We start from the raw sequence: 14,966 nt of genomic DNA on the forward strand, positions 1-14,966 counted from the left end.
TCACCGTGGACCTCGCCTGGTACGCCCTGCTCGGCCTCTTCTTCGGCGCCTACCTGGTGCTCGCCGGCTACGACTACGGCGTCGGGCTGCTGCTCGCGCGCCGCGGTGGCCCGGCCGGACGACGGGCCGCGCTCACCGCGCTCGGCCCGTTCTTCCTCGGCAACGAGGTCTGGCTGGTGGCCGCCGTGGGCATCCTCTTCGGAGCCTTTCCGGTGCTGGAGGGCGAGCTGCTCTCCGGGTGCTACCCGGCGGTCGCCGGCGCGCTGGCCGGTGTGGTCCTGGTGACCGCCGGAGTGCAACTGCGCAGCCGGCCGACCGACGAGCGGATCCGGGCCCGCTGGGACCGGGTGGTGGTGGTCGGCAGCGTGCTCGCCGCCCTGGGCTGGGGCGTGCTGCTGGCCGCGCTGCTGCAGGGCGTGCCCCGCGCGGCCGACGGGCACGTCGTCGGGGTGTCGCATCTGGCCACCCCGTTCGCGGCCGCCGCCGGGCTGGCCATGGTCGCCCTGGTCGCGGTGCACGGTGCGACCTTCCTCACCCTGCGGCTGCCGGCCGCCGACGCCGACGCGGTCGGCCGGTCGGCCCGCCGGCTGGTGCCGGTGGCGCTCACCGCGGTCGCCCTGGCCACCGTCCTGGGGCTGCTCTCCACCCGGGTACGCGACGCCGTCCAGCGGCCGGCGGTGGCCGTACTGCTGCCGCTGCTGCTGGCGGCGGCGCTGCTGCTGGCCCGCGCGGCGCTGGCCCGACGGCGGCCGGGATGGGCCCTGGTCGCCACCGGCGCGGCTCTGGCACTGCCGGTGGCGCTGGTCGGTGCGGCCCTCTGGCCCTACGTGCTGGTGTCCTCGGCGGACCCGGGCACCTCGCTGACGGTGGCCGACGCCGCCGCCAGCGCGCCGACGCTGCGGCTACTCGGCTGGGTGGCGCTGCCGCTGCTGCCGGCCCTACTAGGCTTCCAGGCGATGTGTTGGTGGGTTTTCCGGGGACGGACCGACGGCAGGGCACCGGTGTACTGGTGAACCGCCGTCCCTTCGACCCGCGTCTGCTGCGCCGGGTCCCCGCGGCCCGGCGCGATCTCGCCGTGCTCGTTCTGCTCGGCGTGCTCGCCGCCGGGTTGATCGTGGCGCAGGCCACCGCGCTGGCAGCGGTGCTGGCCACCGCCGTTGACGGCCGCCTGGACCGGCCCGCGCTGGCCGCCTTCGCGGTGGCGGTCGCCGCCCGTTCGGCGCTGGTCTGGGCGCAGGGCACGGTCTCAGCGCGGGTCGCCGCCACCGTCAAGGCCGCACTGCGGGCCGACCTGCTCGGCGCTGTGGGCCGGCACGGGCCGGGTTGGGTTGCCGGGCAACGGGCCGGCCAGCTCGCCACGCTGACCGGGCGCGGGCTGGACGCGCTGGACGCGTACTTCACCGGGTACCTGCCCCAGCTGGTGCTGAGCGTGACGGTGCCGGTGGCGGTGCTGGCCCGGGTCGTCTTCGCCGACTGGGGCTCCGCGGTGATCATCGCACTGACCCTGCCGCTGATCCCGGTCTTCGGCGCGCTGCTCGGCTGGCAGGCGCAGGCCGCCACGGAGCGGCAGTGGCGCCGGCTCTCCCTGCTGGGCGGGCACTTCCTGGACATGGTCGCCGGGCTGCCCACGCTTCGCGCGTTCGGCCGGGCCCGGGCGCAGACCGAGGTGGTCCGCCGGATGGCCGACGGGCATCGGGTCGCCACCATGAAGACACTGCGGATCGCGTTCCTCTCCGCGCTGGTGCTGGAGCTGGTCGCCACCCTCTCCGTGGCCCTGGTCGCGGTGCCGGTCGGCATCCGGCTGCTCGGCGGCGGGCTGGCCCTGCAGACCGCGCTGCTGGTGCTGCTGCTCACCCCGGAGGCGTACCTGCCGCTGCGGGCCGCCGGCAGCCGCTTCCACGCCAGCATGGAGGGGCTCACCGCGCTGGACGAGGCGCTCACCATCTCCGCCGCGCCCGCCGCCCCCCGGGCCGCCGAGGGCGCGGCCACCCCGGACGGGCGGGGCGAGATCCGCTTCGAGTCGGTGACCGTGGCGTACGAGCGGACCACCGCGCTGCGCGACGTGACGCTGACCGTCCGACCCGGTCAGCGGATCGCCATCATCGGGCCCAGCGGCGCCGGCAAGAGCACCCTGCTCGGTCTGCTGCTCGGCTTCGTGACCCCGACCAGCGGCCGGGTCACCGTGGACGGGGTCGACCTCGCCGACGCCGACCCGGACGCCTGGCGCCGCCAGCTCGCCTGGGTGCCGCAGCGCGCCCACCTCTTCGCCGCCTCGCTGGCCGACAACATCCGGCTCGGCGCACCGGACACCCCGCCCGACGCGCTCGCCACCGCGGTGCACGACGCGGCCCTGGACGACGTGGTGGCCGGCCTGCCGGAGGGGCTGGAGACGCTGCTCGGCGAGCGCGGGCACGGCCTCTCCAGCGGGCAGCGGCAACGGGTGGCCCTGGCCCGCGCGTTCCTCAGGGACGCCCCGGTGGTGGTGCTCGACGAGCCCACCGCCCGACTCGACACCGCGGCCGAGGCGGTGGTGCTCGACGCCACCCGCCGGCTGGTCGCCGGGCGGACCGCGCTGCTGGTCGCGCATCGGCCGGCACTGCTGGCCGACGCCGACCGGATCCTGCGGATCGAGGATGGCCGGGTCACCGAGCTGACGCCCGAGCCGACCGGGAAGGTGGCCCGATGAACGCGGCACCCGAGCCGCTGGCCGGCGGGCCGGGCCCACTGGAAGCGGCGGTCGACGCCGCCCCGACCGGGCGGTCGACCGCCGAGCGGACGGTCCTGCGCCTGGCCCGGCCGTACCTGGGCCGGCTGGTGGGCGCGGGCCTGCTCGCCGCGGCCACCGAGTTCGCCGGGCTCGCCCTGATGGCGACCGCCACCTGGCTGTTGATGAGCGCCGCCGGCCGGCCACCGCTGGACCGGCTCACCGTGGCGATCGTGGCGGTCCGGGCGCTGGCGATCAGCCGGGGCGTGTTCCGCTACACCGAACGGCTCGCCGGGCACGACGCGGTCCTCCGCATGATCACCGACGTCCGGGCCCGGGTCTTCGCCACCCTCGCCGCCCGCCGCACCGCCGCGCACCGCTCGGGGGACGTGCTGAGCCGGCTGGTCTCCGACGTCGAGGCGGTGCAGGACCTTCTGCTGCGGGTGCTGGTGCCGGGATCGGCGGCGGCACTGGTCGGGCTGCTGGCGGTGGCCGGGGCGGCGCTGATCTCGCCGCCGGCCGCCGGTGTGCTCGCCGCCGGGCTGCTCATCGCCGGGGTGGCGTTGCCCGCACTGGCCACCGCGGTCACCCGGCGCAACGCGGCGGAGGTGGCCCCGCTGCGCGGCGCGCTGGCCACCGACGCGATCGACCTCACCCACGGTGCCGCCGACCTGGCCGCGTTCGGCGCGACCGGTGCTGCCCTGCACGCCGCCGAGCAGCGGGCCGGCCGACTGGCCCGGCTGGAACGCCGCCTGGCCGCCACCGGGTTCGCCGTCGACGCGGCCGGGGTGCTGGTCGCCGGGCTGACCGCCGCCGCGGTGGTGCTGGCCGCGCTGGCCGCGGACGTGCCGGGGGTGCTGGTCGGCGTACTGGCCGTCGGCACCCTGGCGGCCGTCGAGGTGGCGCTGGCCCTGGTCGCGGCGGCCCGGCAGTGGACCCAGCTGCGGCCCGGCCTGACCCGGGTGGCCGCCCTGCTCGACGCGAACCTGCCGACTCCCCCGCACGCCGCCGTGAAGCCCAGCGCGAATGGCACCGGCGGCCCGGACCGAGGCGGCGCGCACGAGCTGCGCTTCGCCGAGGTGACCGTGCGGTACCGGGCCGGTGCCGCGCCCGCGCTCGACCGGGTGAGCCTGGACCTGCCCGCCGGGCGACGGATCGCGGTGGTCGGCCCGAGCGGAGCCGGCAAGAGCACCCTGGCCGCCGTGCTGACCGGCGCGGTCCAGCCCACGTCCGGCCGGGTCACGCTGGACGGTCGCGACGTCTCGACGTACGCCGAGGAAGAGCTGCCCCGCGCGGTCGGTGGGCTGCTCGCCGAGGCGTACGTCTTCCACGCCACGGTGCGGGAGAACCTGCTGCTCGGCCGTGCCGGGGCCAGCGACGACGAGCTGGTGGCGGCGACCGCCGCCGCCGGCCTGCTGGAGTGGGCGCACGCCCAGCCGGCGGGATGGGACACCCTGGTCGGCGAGGAGGGCGGTCAGCTCTCCGGCGGCCAGCGGCAACGGCTCGCGCTCGCCCGGGCCCTGCTCGCCGCGCCGCCGGTGCTGGTGCTCGACGAGCCCACCGAGGGGCTGGACCCGACCGCCGCGGACGCCGTGCTCGCCTCCGCCCTCGCCGCCACCCCCGCCGGGCACTCGGTACTCCTGATCAGTCACCGGCTCAGCGGGCTGGCCGAGCTGGACGAGATCGTCGTCCTCGACGGCGGCCGGGTGATCCAGCGCGGTCGGCACGCCGAGTTGGTCACCGCCCCCGGCTGGTACCGGGACCAGTGGCTGCTCCAGGCGGCGGCCGAACGCGGGTACCTGGCTCTCACCCCCTGACCGGGCTCGGGGACGGACCAGGGTTCTCCCGGACGTCGGCGCGCCGGCGTCCGTGGCAGGGTGGTGCCATGCCGCGCTGTGAGGACGTGTTGGTGGAGGAGCACCTGCGGGAGCTTGCTGCCCGGTTGCAGGGGCCGGCCCGACTGAAGTCCGACCTGCTCACCGAGGCCCGGCACGGTCTGCTGGACGCCGTCGAGGCGTACCGCGAGGACGGCGTGCCGCCCACGGAGGCACAGCGGCGCGCGGTGGCCGAGTTCGGCTCACCGACGCAGCTGCTTCCCTCCTGGCAGGCCGAGCTGGCGATCGGCGCGCTGCGCGGGCTCTCCCTGCGGATGCTGGCGGTGGCCGGAGTGTCGGTGGTGGCCGGCGACCTGACGTGGCGCGGGGCGAGCTGGAGCGACGGTCCGCACCCGCCGGCCGTCTACCGGCTGCTCGCCGCCTCGGTCGACTGGATCTGGATCGGCTCGCTGCTGCTCGCGGTGGCTGGCCTGCTGGTGGTGGCGGCGAGCGCCCGGTCCGCCCGGCCGGGCCTGGCCGTCGCGCAGCGCGCGGTGGGCGCCGGCCTGACCGGCACCCTGGTCCTCGGCATGCTGGCCGTCACCGCCCTCTTCGCATGGTCGATCGGGCTCTGGGACGCGGCGCTGAGCTGGCCACCGATGTTCATCGGGGCGGTGCTGGTCGGCGGAGCCTACTTCTCGCTCGTCCGCGCGGCGCGCGGCTGGCTGCTCGCCACCACCCGCTGAGCGGCTCAGGCCGGGGTGCCGGGTGGGCTGCCGGGGTCGAGGAACCGGCCGACCGTCACGCGGAACTCGCGCCAACCAGCGCGCTCACCGGCCAGCGCCCGCCGGCCGGAGTCGGTGAGCTGGTACGTCCGTCGCTCCCGACCGTTGACCGTGCTCCAGGTGCTCGCCACGTGCCCGGCGCGCTCCAGCCGGCGCAGCGCGGGATAGATGGTGCCGGTGGGCAGGTCGAGGCTGCCGTCGCTGCGCGCCCGCAGCGCCTCGATGATGGCGTACCCGTGCAGCGCGCCCTGTTCGAGCACGGCGAGCAGCAGTGCGTCGAGGTGGCCGTGCAACTCCTGGGCCTTCATACGTAGCTACGCTACTTGTCGAATCGCCGGTACGCCACCGGTGGCCACCCGCGATGACCCGCGGGCCCGAACCGGTGCGCCAGCCGGTCATCGGGGTGCGGGCACCGGCCGCCCAGGACCGCCGACTAGGGTATGTGCCCAGAGTCACTCGCCGGTCGAAGACGTCGGCGGGTGGGCAACCCGAAGCACACGGAGGTCAGCGTGGCCCGCCAGTCGCCCCAACGGCCCGACGCCGACGAGCCCGAGCTCGACGACACCACCGGCCCGGCCGAGCCAGATCAGGCCGACGAGGCCGAGGAGATTGGCCTCGCGTCGACGTCGGACGACCGGTCGCTCTGGGACGAGCTGCGGATCGACCCGGTCGAGATCGCCCTGCCCGCCGGCTCCGGTTTCACGCTGCGGGCCTACCGGCCGGCGGGGGCGCTGACCCCCACCGACGTGACCGAGCGCGACCAGGACGACCCGTTCCTCGCCCGCCGTCAGGTGATCGAGGAGGACGAGGACGACGAGACCGTCGTCATCCTCGACGAGGAGTTGGCCGAGAGCGACGAGGACGAGGCGTCGCGCCGTCGCCGTGACGCCGACACGGACGCCGACGAGGCCGACGACGAGAACGCCACGGACGAGGCGGACGACGAGGAGGTGCCGGTCTTCCTCAGCCACCGGGGCAAGCTGCTGCTGTTCAAGACCCCCGAGTCGTTGGTCAGTTTCATCCGGTCCGGCGCCCCAAATGATCTGTCCCAACTGGACAGCTGGAATGAATTGTCCGAACGGGTGGAGCCGGCCGACATCGCGTCGCTCGACGAGGACAGCTACGAGCTCGACCTCGTCGTGGAGAACCTGCGCGGCGGGCACGACGCCTGGGATTCGGCCCTGCTGATCAAGGCCGGCGAGGTCGCACGTGACCTGTCGTACGCGTTGCGGCTGCCTGCGGTGCTGGACATGCTCTCCGCCGGCTCCAGCCTCGACGACCTGGACGAGGCGCTGCGGGCGACCGCCAACGGCGGGATCGGCGGTTTCATGGGCCGACGGCGGTTGAAGAAAATCGGGGCACAAACCGCAAGTTTGGGTTGGCGCACCATTGTCGGCAAGATCTCTGCGGTCGTGGACTGGCGCGACTGACCCGTACCGGGGAGCATCAGTTGCTGGCAGAGGAAAGACCTGTCCCGGGAGGAGGACGACGCCGTGGCGCTCGTGCGCGTGTACTGCGGTCTGGCCTCAGCGGATCCTGCTGACCGACCGGCCTCGGCCGGTTCGACGCTGACGTCCGCTGTGGTCGACGACGCAGGCCGTCTGCTGCATGTCTGCGAGATCGGCGACGACGCGGCTGGCTACGCCCAGCTCGTCGCGCTGCTCGTGGAGCGGTCGGGCGGGCCGAGCGGTGCGGCCATCGCCGCCGACAGCGACGACCACACGGTCACCTCGCTGCTGAGCGCGGCGGGTCGGCCCCTGGCGATCGCGGACGACGACTCGGTGGACGACTTCGCCGAGCGGTTCGCCGACGACGACTCCCTGGAGGAGATGCAGTCGCCGCCAGCCGAACGACGCGCCGTCGGCCTGGCCCGCGCGTTGCAGGCGGGCGCGCTGTCCGCGGTCACTCTGCCGGCACCCCGGGATCTCGCCGGCTACAAGCAGGTGCTCTCCGCGCACGCCGCGCTGGCCAGCGGTCGGCACTCGGCCGCCGTGGCGCTGCGCGAGGTGCTGCGCGAGCTCTACCCGGCGGCGCTGCGCGCGTATCCGGACCCGGCCGAGCCGGTCTCGCTGGCCGTGCTGGACGCCCTGCCCGAGCCGGGCATGCTGGGCGGCACCGTGGCCCGGGGCCGCGAGGTCTCGGTGGCGGCGGACGCCATCGCCGCGCACCTCGCCGCGGACGGTGTGGCCGACGCCGAGGAAATCAACGAGGCGGTCACCGCACTGCGGGTCGCCATCTCCGAGACGCCCCGCCGCGCCGCGGTGAACCGGGCGCTCACCTCCGCGGTGGCCGAGACCGTCCGGCAGGCGGTCGCCTCGGTACGGGCCTGCGACGCCGGTTGCGAGGCGCTGGTCAGCGCGCTCAGCGCACGGGCCAGCACGCCCGCGCCGGCGCCCGGTCGCCGCGCCGCCGCCCGCCGTGACGAGTCGGTCGGCGAGCTGGCCGGCCTGTCCAACACCGGCACCGGGCTGCGCGCGGTCCGGCCGACCCCGGTCGCCGCCGAGCCCGCCCCCACCGGGGGCCGACGCAGCCGCCCCGAACCGATCCCGGGTGGCGCCCCGCTGGCGTCGCCGCGCCCGCTCGGGCCACCGCCGGTCGCCCCGGCTCCGATCACCCCGCCGCCGGTCGCACCCGCTCCGGTTGCCCCCGCGGCGGCCGCCGGCCCGGCGGTGTCCGCCCTGCCGGGGCGTGGCGAACCCCTCCCGAGCCGCATCGACGGTCCGACCAACCGGCCGGTCTCCTCGCCACCGCCCCCGCCGCCCGGGATCACCCCGATCGCGCCGGCGCAGCGCGGCGCGGTGCCGCCGGCCGAGGCGGGCGAGCCGTTCCGGCCGACGTTGACGACCGCGGCGATCAACAACGCGCGGGCCGAGCGGCAACGCACGGTCATCCCGCCCCGCCCCAAGACCAACGGCGAGCCCCGGCCCAGCCACCTGCAACGCCCGGTCGACGAGGCTCCCACCGGCGGTTTCAGCGCCACCGACCTCAGCATCCCGGTGCCCACTCCCCGTCCGGGCCAGGAGTCGGCACCGCCGGGCTCCCGGGCCAACTGGCCGCTGGTCAACAACCCGGAGGACCCGGCCGACAGCTCGCCGAACAACCCGGCCGCCTACTCGTACGGCGGCGGCCGTGGCATCGACGCCCCCACCGACCCGGGCCGGGCCGACGGCCGCGTCACCCCGCCCTGGCTGGCGGACGACCTGCCGCAGGAGCCACCCATGCTGCGGCTCGTGGAGCCGCCACCGCTGGCCGACCGGGCGCTGCGCGAGGCAAGCCTCAACCCGCCCACCGACCCGCGCCTCGAGACGCCGCCGCTGCGGCTGGTCGATCGGGAGCAGGCCGCCCGCAACGGCCGCCCCGCGCCCCGCATGGAACGACCCGTCGAGCACCGGCCGTCACCCCCGGTCGAGCACCGTCCGCCACCGGTGGCGGACGAGGGCGACGGGGACCTGCTGATCTTCGCGCAGGCCAAGTCGGCCTGGTTCGTCGGGCAGACCGAGGAGTCCGACCTGGACTGGTCGACCACGGCCGACACCGGGTGGCAGGCAGCCGAGCAGGCGGCCCGTCCCGCGGTGGGCGCCGAGACGACGGCCGGTCTACCGAAGCGCGTGCCGCAGGCCAACCTGGTCCCGGGTTCCCCGTTGCGCGAGGAGCGTCCGCTGCGGATAGTGCGTGATGCGGCGAGCCTCGCGGAGAACACCACCGGCTACTTCCGTGGCTGGCGTCGCGGGCAGGAGATCGGCGGGTTCGCGGTGGGCGGCCGGCCGGGTCGCGAGGCCGCCGGCGGCTGGGACTTCAGCCGTGACCACGGTGACCGCGACGACGACCGCGAATACGAGTACCGGTCCGCCGGCTACCAGTCCTGACCCCGGTCACCATCACCCACGCGTCTGTCCCGCCCTCAGTCAGCTGACTGGGGGCGGAGCGCGTTCAGGCCACAGCGTTAGCCCGGCACGACCAACGCCGCCTCGTGAAGGTCCTGGACCAATCCGCCCCTGAAGGGGCCGACTGCGTCCAAGAGCCCGGAAAGGCGGCGTCTTGAAAAGAGGTGCGGGGCTGCCCGGCGAGGTGCCTCCGGACAGCACTCAGCGCCCGGTGGCGGCCGAAGCCACCACCGGGCGCGATCGCCCGGTCAGGCCGGCGCGACGGCGCGCGTACGCCGCATGGTGAGCACGTACTCGACCAGCGAGATCAGCACGTGCTTCGTCGACTCCCGGTTGCGGGCGTCGCAGGCCACCACCGGCACGTCGCTCGAGATCGCCAGCGCGTCCCGAACGTCCTGCGGGTCGTGGTACTGCATCCCGTCGAAGCAGTTGATGGCCACCAGGTACGGCAGCCGCCGGTGCTCGAAGAAGTCGATCGCCGCGAAGCAGTCGGCCAGCCGGCGAGTGTCCACCAGCACGACCGCACCGATGGCACCCCGAACCAGTTCGTCCCACATGAACCAGAATCGAGTCTGACCCGGCGTACCGAACAGGTACAGGATCAGGTCACGGTCGATCGAGATCCGCCCGAAGTCCATGGCCACCGTGGTCGTCGTCTTGCCCGGCACCTGCCGGGTGTCGTCGACGCCCACGCCAGCGGAGGTCATGATGGCCTCGGTGGTCAGCGGCGTGATCTCCGAGACCGAGCCGACCAGCGTCGTCTTACCGACGCCGAATCCACCGGCGATAACGATCTTCGCCGACGTCACGCGCCCACTCGGGTTCGGCGGGCGGTGCGACATGTCAGAGCCTGCGAAGTCCACTCAGCACCCTCTCCAGCAGTTCAGTGCCCACCGCGTCGTCGGAGTCGTCCAAAATGGTCGGCTCGTGGACTGCGACCAGGCCGTCCGTCGCCATGTCGGCGATGAGCACCCGGGCCACACCGAGCGGGAGCTGCATCCGCGCCGCGATCTCGGCGAGCGATTGCACGCGTCCGTCACACAGCGCGGCGATGTACTGGTGTTCGCGGCCACCGTTGCCATTGGCAGCGGCCCGGCCACGCACCGTCGTCTCGACGAGCGCCTCCAGCGCGATGTCGAGCCGGGGACGGGTACGACCGCGGGTCACGGCGTATGGACGGACCAACGCTCCGGTCGGTTCGTCACGATCGGCCATGTCGCCGCTCACCTCCTTCGTACCCGGCACCGGCTCCCACCGGTGAAACCCGTCGTTGTCGTTGTTGCAGTAGCGCCGACCTCACGATCGGCGAGGCGTCAGCTCAGCATCCCCGCGGCCGCACGCGGCTGCGGGGTCAGCGCGTCGCCCACCCGGTCGACCAGCAACGCCATCTCGTAGCCGACCTGCCCGACGTCCGAGCTGCGGGCGGCCAGCACTGCGAAGGACGAGCCGTCCGAGATGGACATCAGGAACAGGAAGCCATTGTCCATCTCCACGACGGTCTGCAGCACAGCGCCTCCCTCGAAGCAGCGGGCCGCTCCCTGGGTGAGGCTGACCAGACCGGACGCGATCGCGGCGAGCTGATCGGCCCGGTCCCGCGGCAGATCCCGTGACGACGCGAGAAGCAGGCCATCCGCCGAGACGGCGACCGCATGCGCGACACCGGGCACCCGGTCAGCGAAGTTGGCCAGCAGCCAACCAAGATCCTGCGTAGTTGTCATCCTTCTTGCTCCTTCTGCCCGCTCCCGGCCGCTGGGCCTGAGCCAGACTGCGAGGATTGCTGCCCTCCCGGAGTCGCCTCCGGGCTGGTCGGGTTGTCCGAGGTGCTACGCCCTCGCTGCACGCCCCGGTGGTAGGCGGAGAGCAGGCCACGGACCGCCTCCGGGGAACGCCGCTGGACCGAGGTGGTGGGCTTCTCCACCGCGCCGGGGACCAGCTGCGCCATCGGCTTGCGCTTCGGCAGACCGGTCGTGGTGGTCTCGCTCACCGGGACCGCGCTGGCCGCTGCCGAGGCGGCACGCCAGCCGTCGTCGGCGGCGGTCTGCCAGCCGTTGGTCTGTGGCGGTTGGGGCCGGCGGTTCGGCAGGCTCTCGGCGAGGCTGGGGCGGGCGCCCCCGTTCGCTGTCGACCCGTTGTCCCGCGGCGCTCCTCCGGCCGTCGGAGTGTCTGCCATCGGTGTGTTACCTGTCGTCCCGGGTGGTGTCTTGTGGACTGCCCGGCCGCTGGCCTCGACCGTCGCGAACTGCTGGGTCGCGGTGCCGCCATTGGCCGCCGGCTGGGCGGCCGGTGCGGCTGCCTGAGCCGCTGCCGCCTCCTCCGGACCCGGCCGACGGGTACGGAACCAGGCCGACTCGAGCTCCCGGAAGATCGGCAGCTCCATGGTCTCGTCCGCGTACCGCTGCCGATTCTGGGCCTGCGGCTGCTGCGGCGCCGGCCGGCTCTGCGCCGGTGCCGCCGAGGTCGGTGCCGTCGGCTGAGCCGTGGCGGCCGGCTGCTCGGCGGGTCGCTGCACCCGCGGCAGCTCCGTCGTCATGTCCAGGGCGGCGGCGAACCGCTCGGGCACCGGCGGGGTGGCCGCGTCCCGGTCGCCACCGGGCACCGGCGGCCAGGCCGGCGGCGCGGGGGCGTTGGGCGCCTGGGCGGGCGGGGCCGATCGGGGCGCGAAGCCGCTGAACGACTGGAACGACTGGGCGGACGCCGGCGGCGCCGAGTACGGCTGACTCGATGCCGGCGGGGCCGAATAGGGCTGACCGGCTGGCGGCGCCGAGTACGGCTGACCGGCCGGCGGGGCCGAATAGGGCTGACCGGCCGGCGGGGCCGAGTACGGCTGACCCGAGGCCGGGGCGGCCGACACCGGCGGACCGGCGTACGGCGCACCCGAGTAGGGCTGCGCGGAGTACGGCTGGCCGGAGGCCGGCGAGGCGGAGACCGGTGCGCCGGAGTAGGGCTGCGCGGAGACCGGCGGCGGCGAGTACGGGTGCGCCTCGGGGCTGCTGGGCAGCTGCCGTGGAATGGCCGGCTGCTGGCCCGCGTCCGAAGAGTCGTCGCCGGCGCGGCGCTGCGGCAGCGGGTCGATCGGCTGTCCGTTGGCCGTCCGCGGGGTGAACCCGTCCCCGCCGTTCGTGCCGGCCGCACCGGTCAGGTCCGACCAGGCCGGCATCGAGCGGTACGCACCGGCGTTGGCGGGGGTGCCGGCGCCGTTGCGCGAGGCTGGGTCGAACGGGCGACCACCCAGCGTGACCTGGTTGCCGGACTCGCTCGGGCGAGGGCCGTTGCCCAGCGCGGGCAGCGCGCCGAAGGCCGGAACCGGGCCACCGCCCTGCGGGCCACCGGCCGCGGGCAGCGCCGGCGGCTGCTGCATCCGGCCGGAGAGCGCCCGGGGCACCAGCACCGAGGTCGGCAGGGTCACGTCGGCGACCGTGCCACGGTCACCACCGGGACGCAGCTCGACCCGGACCCCGTGCCGGGACGCCAGCCGGGCGACCACGACCAGGCCCATCATGCGGGACACGGCCACGTCCACCTGCGGCGGCGTCGCGAGACGCTCGTTGAGCTCGTTCAGCTGGTCGTTGCTGATGCCGATGCCGCGGTCCTCGACGTAGAGCGAGGTGCGGTCGCCGACCCGGCGGGCCTCGACCATCACCTGCGAGTCCGGCGGCGAGAACGCGGTCGCGTTGTCGAACAGCTCGGCGACGAGGTGCACCAGGTCGTTGACCGCGTGCGCGGCGACCTCGATGTCCCGGTCGATGACCCCGAACTCGATCCGGGTGTAGTGCTCGACCTCGGACTGCGCGGCGCGCAGCACGTCGATGAGCGCCGCCGGCTCGCGCTGCACGCGGGTGGAGTCGGCGCCGGCGAGCACGAGCAGGTTCTCGTCGTTGCGGCGCATCCGGGTGGCCAGGTGGTCGAGCTGGAACAGCTCGGCCAGCCGGTCCGGGTCCTCCTCGCCGCGCTCCAGCCGGTCGAGGTGCCCGATGAGGCGGTCGACCAGGATCTGCGAACGGCGGGCCAGGTTGACGAACATGGTCGCGACGGAGGCGCGCAGCGCCGCCTGCTCGGCGGCGGTTCGGACGGCTTCCAGGTGGACGGCGTTGAACGCCTCGGTCACCTGGCCGAACTCGTCCTTGCTGCGGACCGGGAGCGGCTCGGCGATCTGGTTGGCCAGCTGCACCGGGGAGAGCTGCCCGACGACCTGCGGGTCACGCAGTCGGGCCACCGCCTGCGGCAGGCCGTACTGGGCGACGGAGAGAGCGCCCTGCCGCAGCTCACGCAGCGAGCGGGCCATCGAGCGGGCGACCAGGTACGCGAAGAGGATGGCCAGCAGCAGCATGCTGAGCAGCAGGCCGGTCTCCAGGAACACCTGACGCTGGACGTCCGAGCGCAGGTTGTCGGCCTCGGCGACCACGTCGCCGTCGAGCTTCGTCTCGACGGTGCGGATCAGCTTGGCGTTGGCCGTCATGGCCGAGTCCCACTGGTCCGGGCCGAACGGCGCACCGTGCATGTCGCCGGTGGTGTTGCCGTCGATCCAGCCGGTGTAGTTCTGCGCCTCCCGACGGTCACCGCCGGCGACCGTCTGGTCGTGGAACTTCGCCTCGTCGGGGCTGGCGACGGCTTTGAAGCTCTGCAGGGCCTGCTGCTGACCGGTGCCGCTGGCGATGTAGTCGGTGCGCAGCACCGGGGTCATCCGCCGCTGCTCCGAGCCGAGGGCGCGGTGCACGACGACCCGGCGGACGGAGAGGAACTCCTTCTCCCGGGCGACCGCCGCGGCGGCCCGCATCCGGTCGCTCAGGTCGCTGTTGCCGGCGAGCTGGGTGGCGGAGTCACGGATGGCGAGCAGGTCGTTGATCAGGCCCTCGTACGCCTGAATGGTCTCGGTGAGCTTGAGTTTGCCGTTGAACACCTGGCTGCGGACGCCTGGCAGGTCCTTCAGGGTCTGGTCGATCCCGTTGAGCAGGCCCTCCAGGCTGCTCGGCAGGTCCTCGATCTCGGCCCGCTGCTGCAGGTAGGGGCCCTTCGCCTGGTCTACCCGGGAGTTCACCCGGTTGTAGGCCTCCTGGTACTGCGCCGTCGGCTGCGTCCCCTTGGCCCCCAGCAGCAGCACGGCGGTGGTCCGCTCGTCCTGAAGCGTGTCGACCAGGTCACCCGAGTAGCTCGACAGGTTGGCCAGGTCGCCGGCCCGGTTGGCATTGTTGAGCGTCTCCAGGTGGTCGACGAGACCACTGGTGCCCACCACGACCGTGGCGATGGTCGGCACGATCATGATGAGACCGAGCTTGGACCAGATCGGCATGTCCCGGAGCCGGCTGGCCGGTCGGCGCAGCCGCGACAGGAAGGAGCCCGCCGTCTTTGGCCGTTTGCTCACGTCACCGCCCTCGCGATTACAGCTTGAACGCGTTGCCCCCGCGCAACGCCCAGCGTCCGACCCGGCGGGTCGGACCCCCGAGATTCCATCACGCCGCCCGGCAAGAAGAAAGCCCAGGTTGTCACCCGCCGAAGGTGTGATGAGATGTTGATGCGATTTGATAGCAGTCCGTCTGGCCGGAGTAACTGAAGGTAATGAAACATCCGCACCGCGTTGTCCTGCTCGCCGGCCCTTCTGGCTCTGGAAAGTCGTACATAGCGCAGCAAACCGGCCTACCGGTGCTCTGCCTGGACGACTTTTACAAAGATGGCGATGACCCTACGTTGCCGCGCCGAAACGGCCAGGTGGACTGGGAATCACCCGAGTCGTGGGACGCCCTCACGGCGGTCGAAACGATTGCCCGACTGGCTCGCGAGGGTC

At 74.1% G+C, this 14,966-nt stretch carries 11 protein-coding genes; 6 read left to right on the forward strand and 5 right to left on the reverse strand.

The annotated features are described in order from the left end of the window. Nucleotides 1–5: 5 nt before the first annotated feature. From ACWD5O_RS01325 to ACWD5O_RS01340, 4 genes are all read left to right on the forward strand, one after another. A complete protein-coding gene (locus ACWD5O_RS01325) occupies nt 6–1,013 on the forward strand; it encodes a cytochrome d ubiquinol oxidase subunit II (RefSeq protein WP_450084272.1) in 1,008 nt (335 codons plus the stop codon). Beyond that, nucleotides 1,010–2,686 (forward strand): thiol reductant ABC exporter subunit CydD, encoded by a 1,677-nt coding sequence (gene cydD / locus ACWD5O_RS01330; protein ID WP_387323241.1) that lies wholly within the window; start codon nt 1,010–1,012, stop codon nt 2,684–2,686. Before ACWD5O_RS01325 ends, cydD begins: the two co-directional genes overlap by 4 nt. Beyond that, on the forward strand, nt 2,683–4,521 hold the full coding sequence (cydC, locus tag ACWD5O_RS01335; protein WP_450084273.1) for a thiol reductant ABC exporter subunit CydC: 1,839 nt from the start codon (nt 2,683–2,685) through the stop codon (nt 4,519–4,521). Before cydD ends, cydC begins: the two co-directional genes overlap by 4 nt. 68 nt (nt 4,522–4,589) lie before the next feature. Continuing rightward, on the forward strand, nt 4,590–5,264 hold the full coding sequence (locus ACWD5O_RS01340; protein WP_450084274.1) for a permease prefix domain 1-containing protein: 675 nt from the start codon (nt 4,590–4,592) through the stop codon (nt 5,262–5,264). A 5-nt stretch (nt 5,265–5,269) separates the two neighbouring features. Here ACWD5O_RS01340 and ACWD5O_RS01345 read toward each other — a convergent pair whose 3' ends face one another. After that, nucleotides 5,270–5,611, reverse strand: coding sequence for a PadR family transcriptional regulator (locus ACWD5O_RS01345; RefSeq protein ID WP_109820418.1), 342 nt, complete (start codon nt 5,609–5,611; stop codon nt 5,270–5,272). A gap of 171 nt (nt 5,612–5,782) precedes the next feature. On the opposite strand from ACWD5O_RS01345, the gene ACWD5O_RS01350 reads away from it, so the two are divergent. Then, complete coding sequence (locus tag ACWD5O_RS01350; protein WP_450084275.1) at nt 5,783–6,733, forward strand: DNA primase; 951 nt, start codon at nt 5,783–5,785, stop codon at nt 6,731–6,733. 39 nt (nt 6,734–6,772) lie between these two features. Continuing rightward, nucleotides 6,773–9,169 (forward strand): transposase, encoded by a 2,397-nt coding sequence (locus ACWD5O_RS01355; RefSeq protein ID WP_450084357.1) that lies wholly within the window; start codon nt 6,773–6,775, stop codon nt 9,167–9,169. 266 nt (nt 9,170–9,435) lie between these two features. On the opposite strand, the gene ACWD5O_RS01360 is transcribed toward ACWD5O_RS01355, so the two are convergent. The 4 genes from ACWD5O_RS01360 to ACWD5O_RS01375 all read right to left on the reverse strand — a co-directional run bounded on the left by ACWD5O_RS01360 (nt 9,436) and on the right by ACWD5O_RS01375 (nt 14,546). After that, nucleotides 9,436–10,029 carry a GTP-binding protein gene (locus ACWD5O_RS01360; RefSeq protein WP_007455465.1) on the reverse strand — a complete coding sequence of 198 codons (594 nt, stop codon included), beginning with the start codon at nt 10,027–10,029 and terminating at the stop codon, nt 9,436–9,438. A gap of 1 nt (nt 10,030) precedes the next feature. Further along, entirely contained in the window at nt 10,031–10,402 is a 372-nt protein-coding gene (locus ACWD5O_RS01365) for a DUF742 domain-containing protein (protein ID WP_089021735.1), read from the reverse strand. A 98-nt stretch (nt 10,403–10,500) separates the two neighbouring features. Continuing rightward, entirely contained in the window at nt 10,501–10,905 is a 405-nt protein-coding gene (locus ACWD5O_RS01370) for a roadblock/LC7 domain-containing protein (RefSeq protein WP_354962619.1), read from the reverse strand. Further along, nucleotides 10,902–14,546 (reverse strand): nitrate- and nitrite sensing domain-containing protein, encoded by a 3,645-nt coding sequence (locus ACWD5O_RS01375; RefSeq protein WP_450084276.1) that lies wholly within the window; start codon nt 14,544–14,546, stop codon nt 10,902–10,904. Before ACWD5O_RS01375 ends, ACWD5O_RS01370 begins: the two co-directional genes overlap by 4 nt. Between the last annotated feature and the right edge of the window lie 420 nt (nt 14,547–14,966).

This window comes from Micromonospora sp. NPDC005161 (assembly GCF_053599855.1).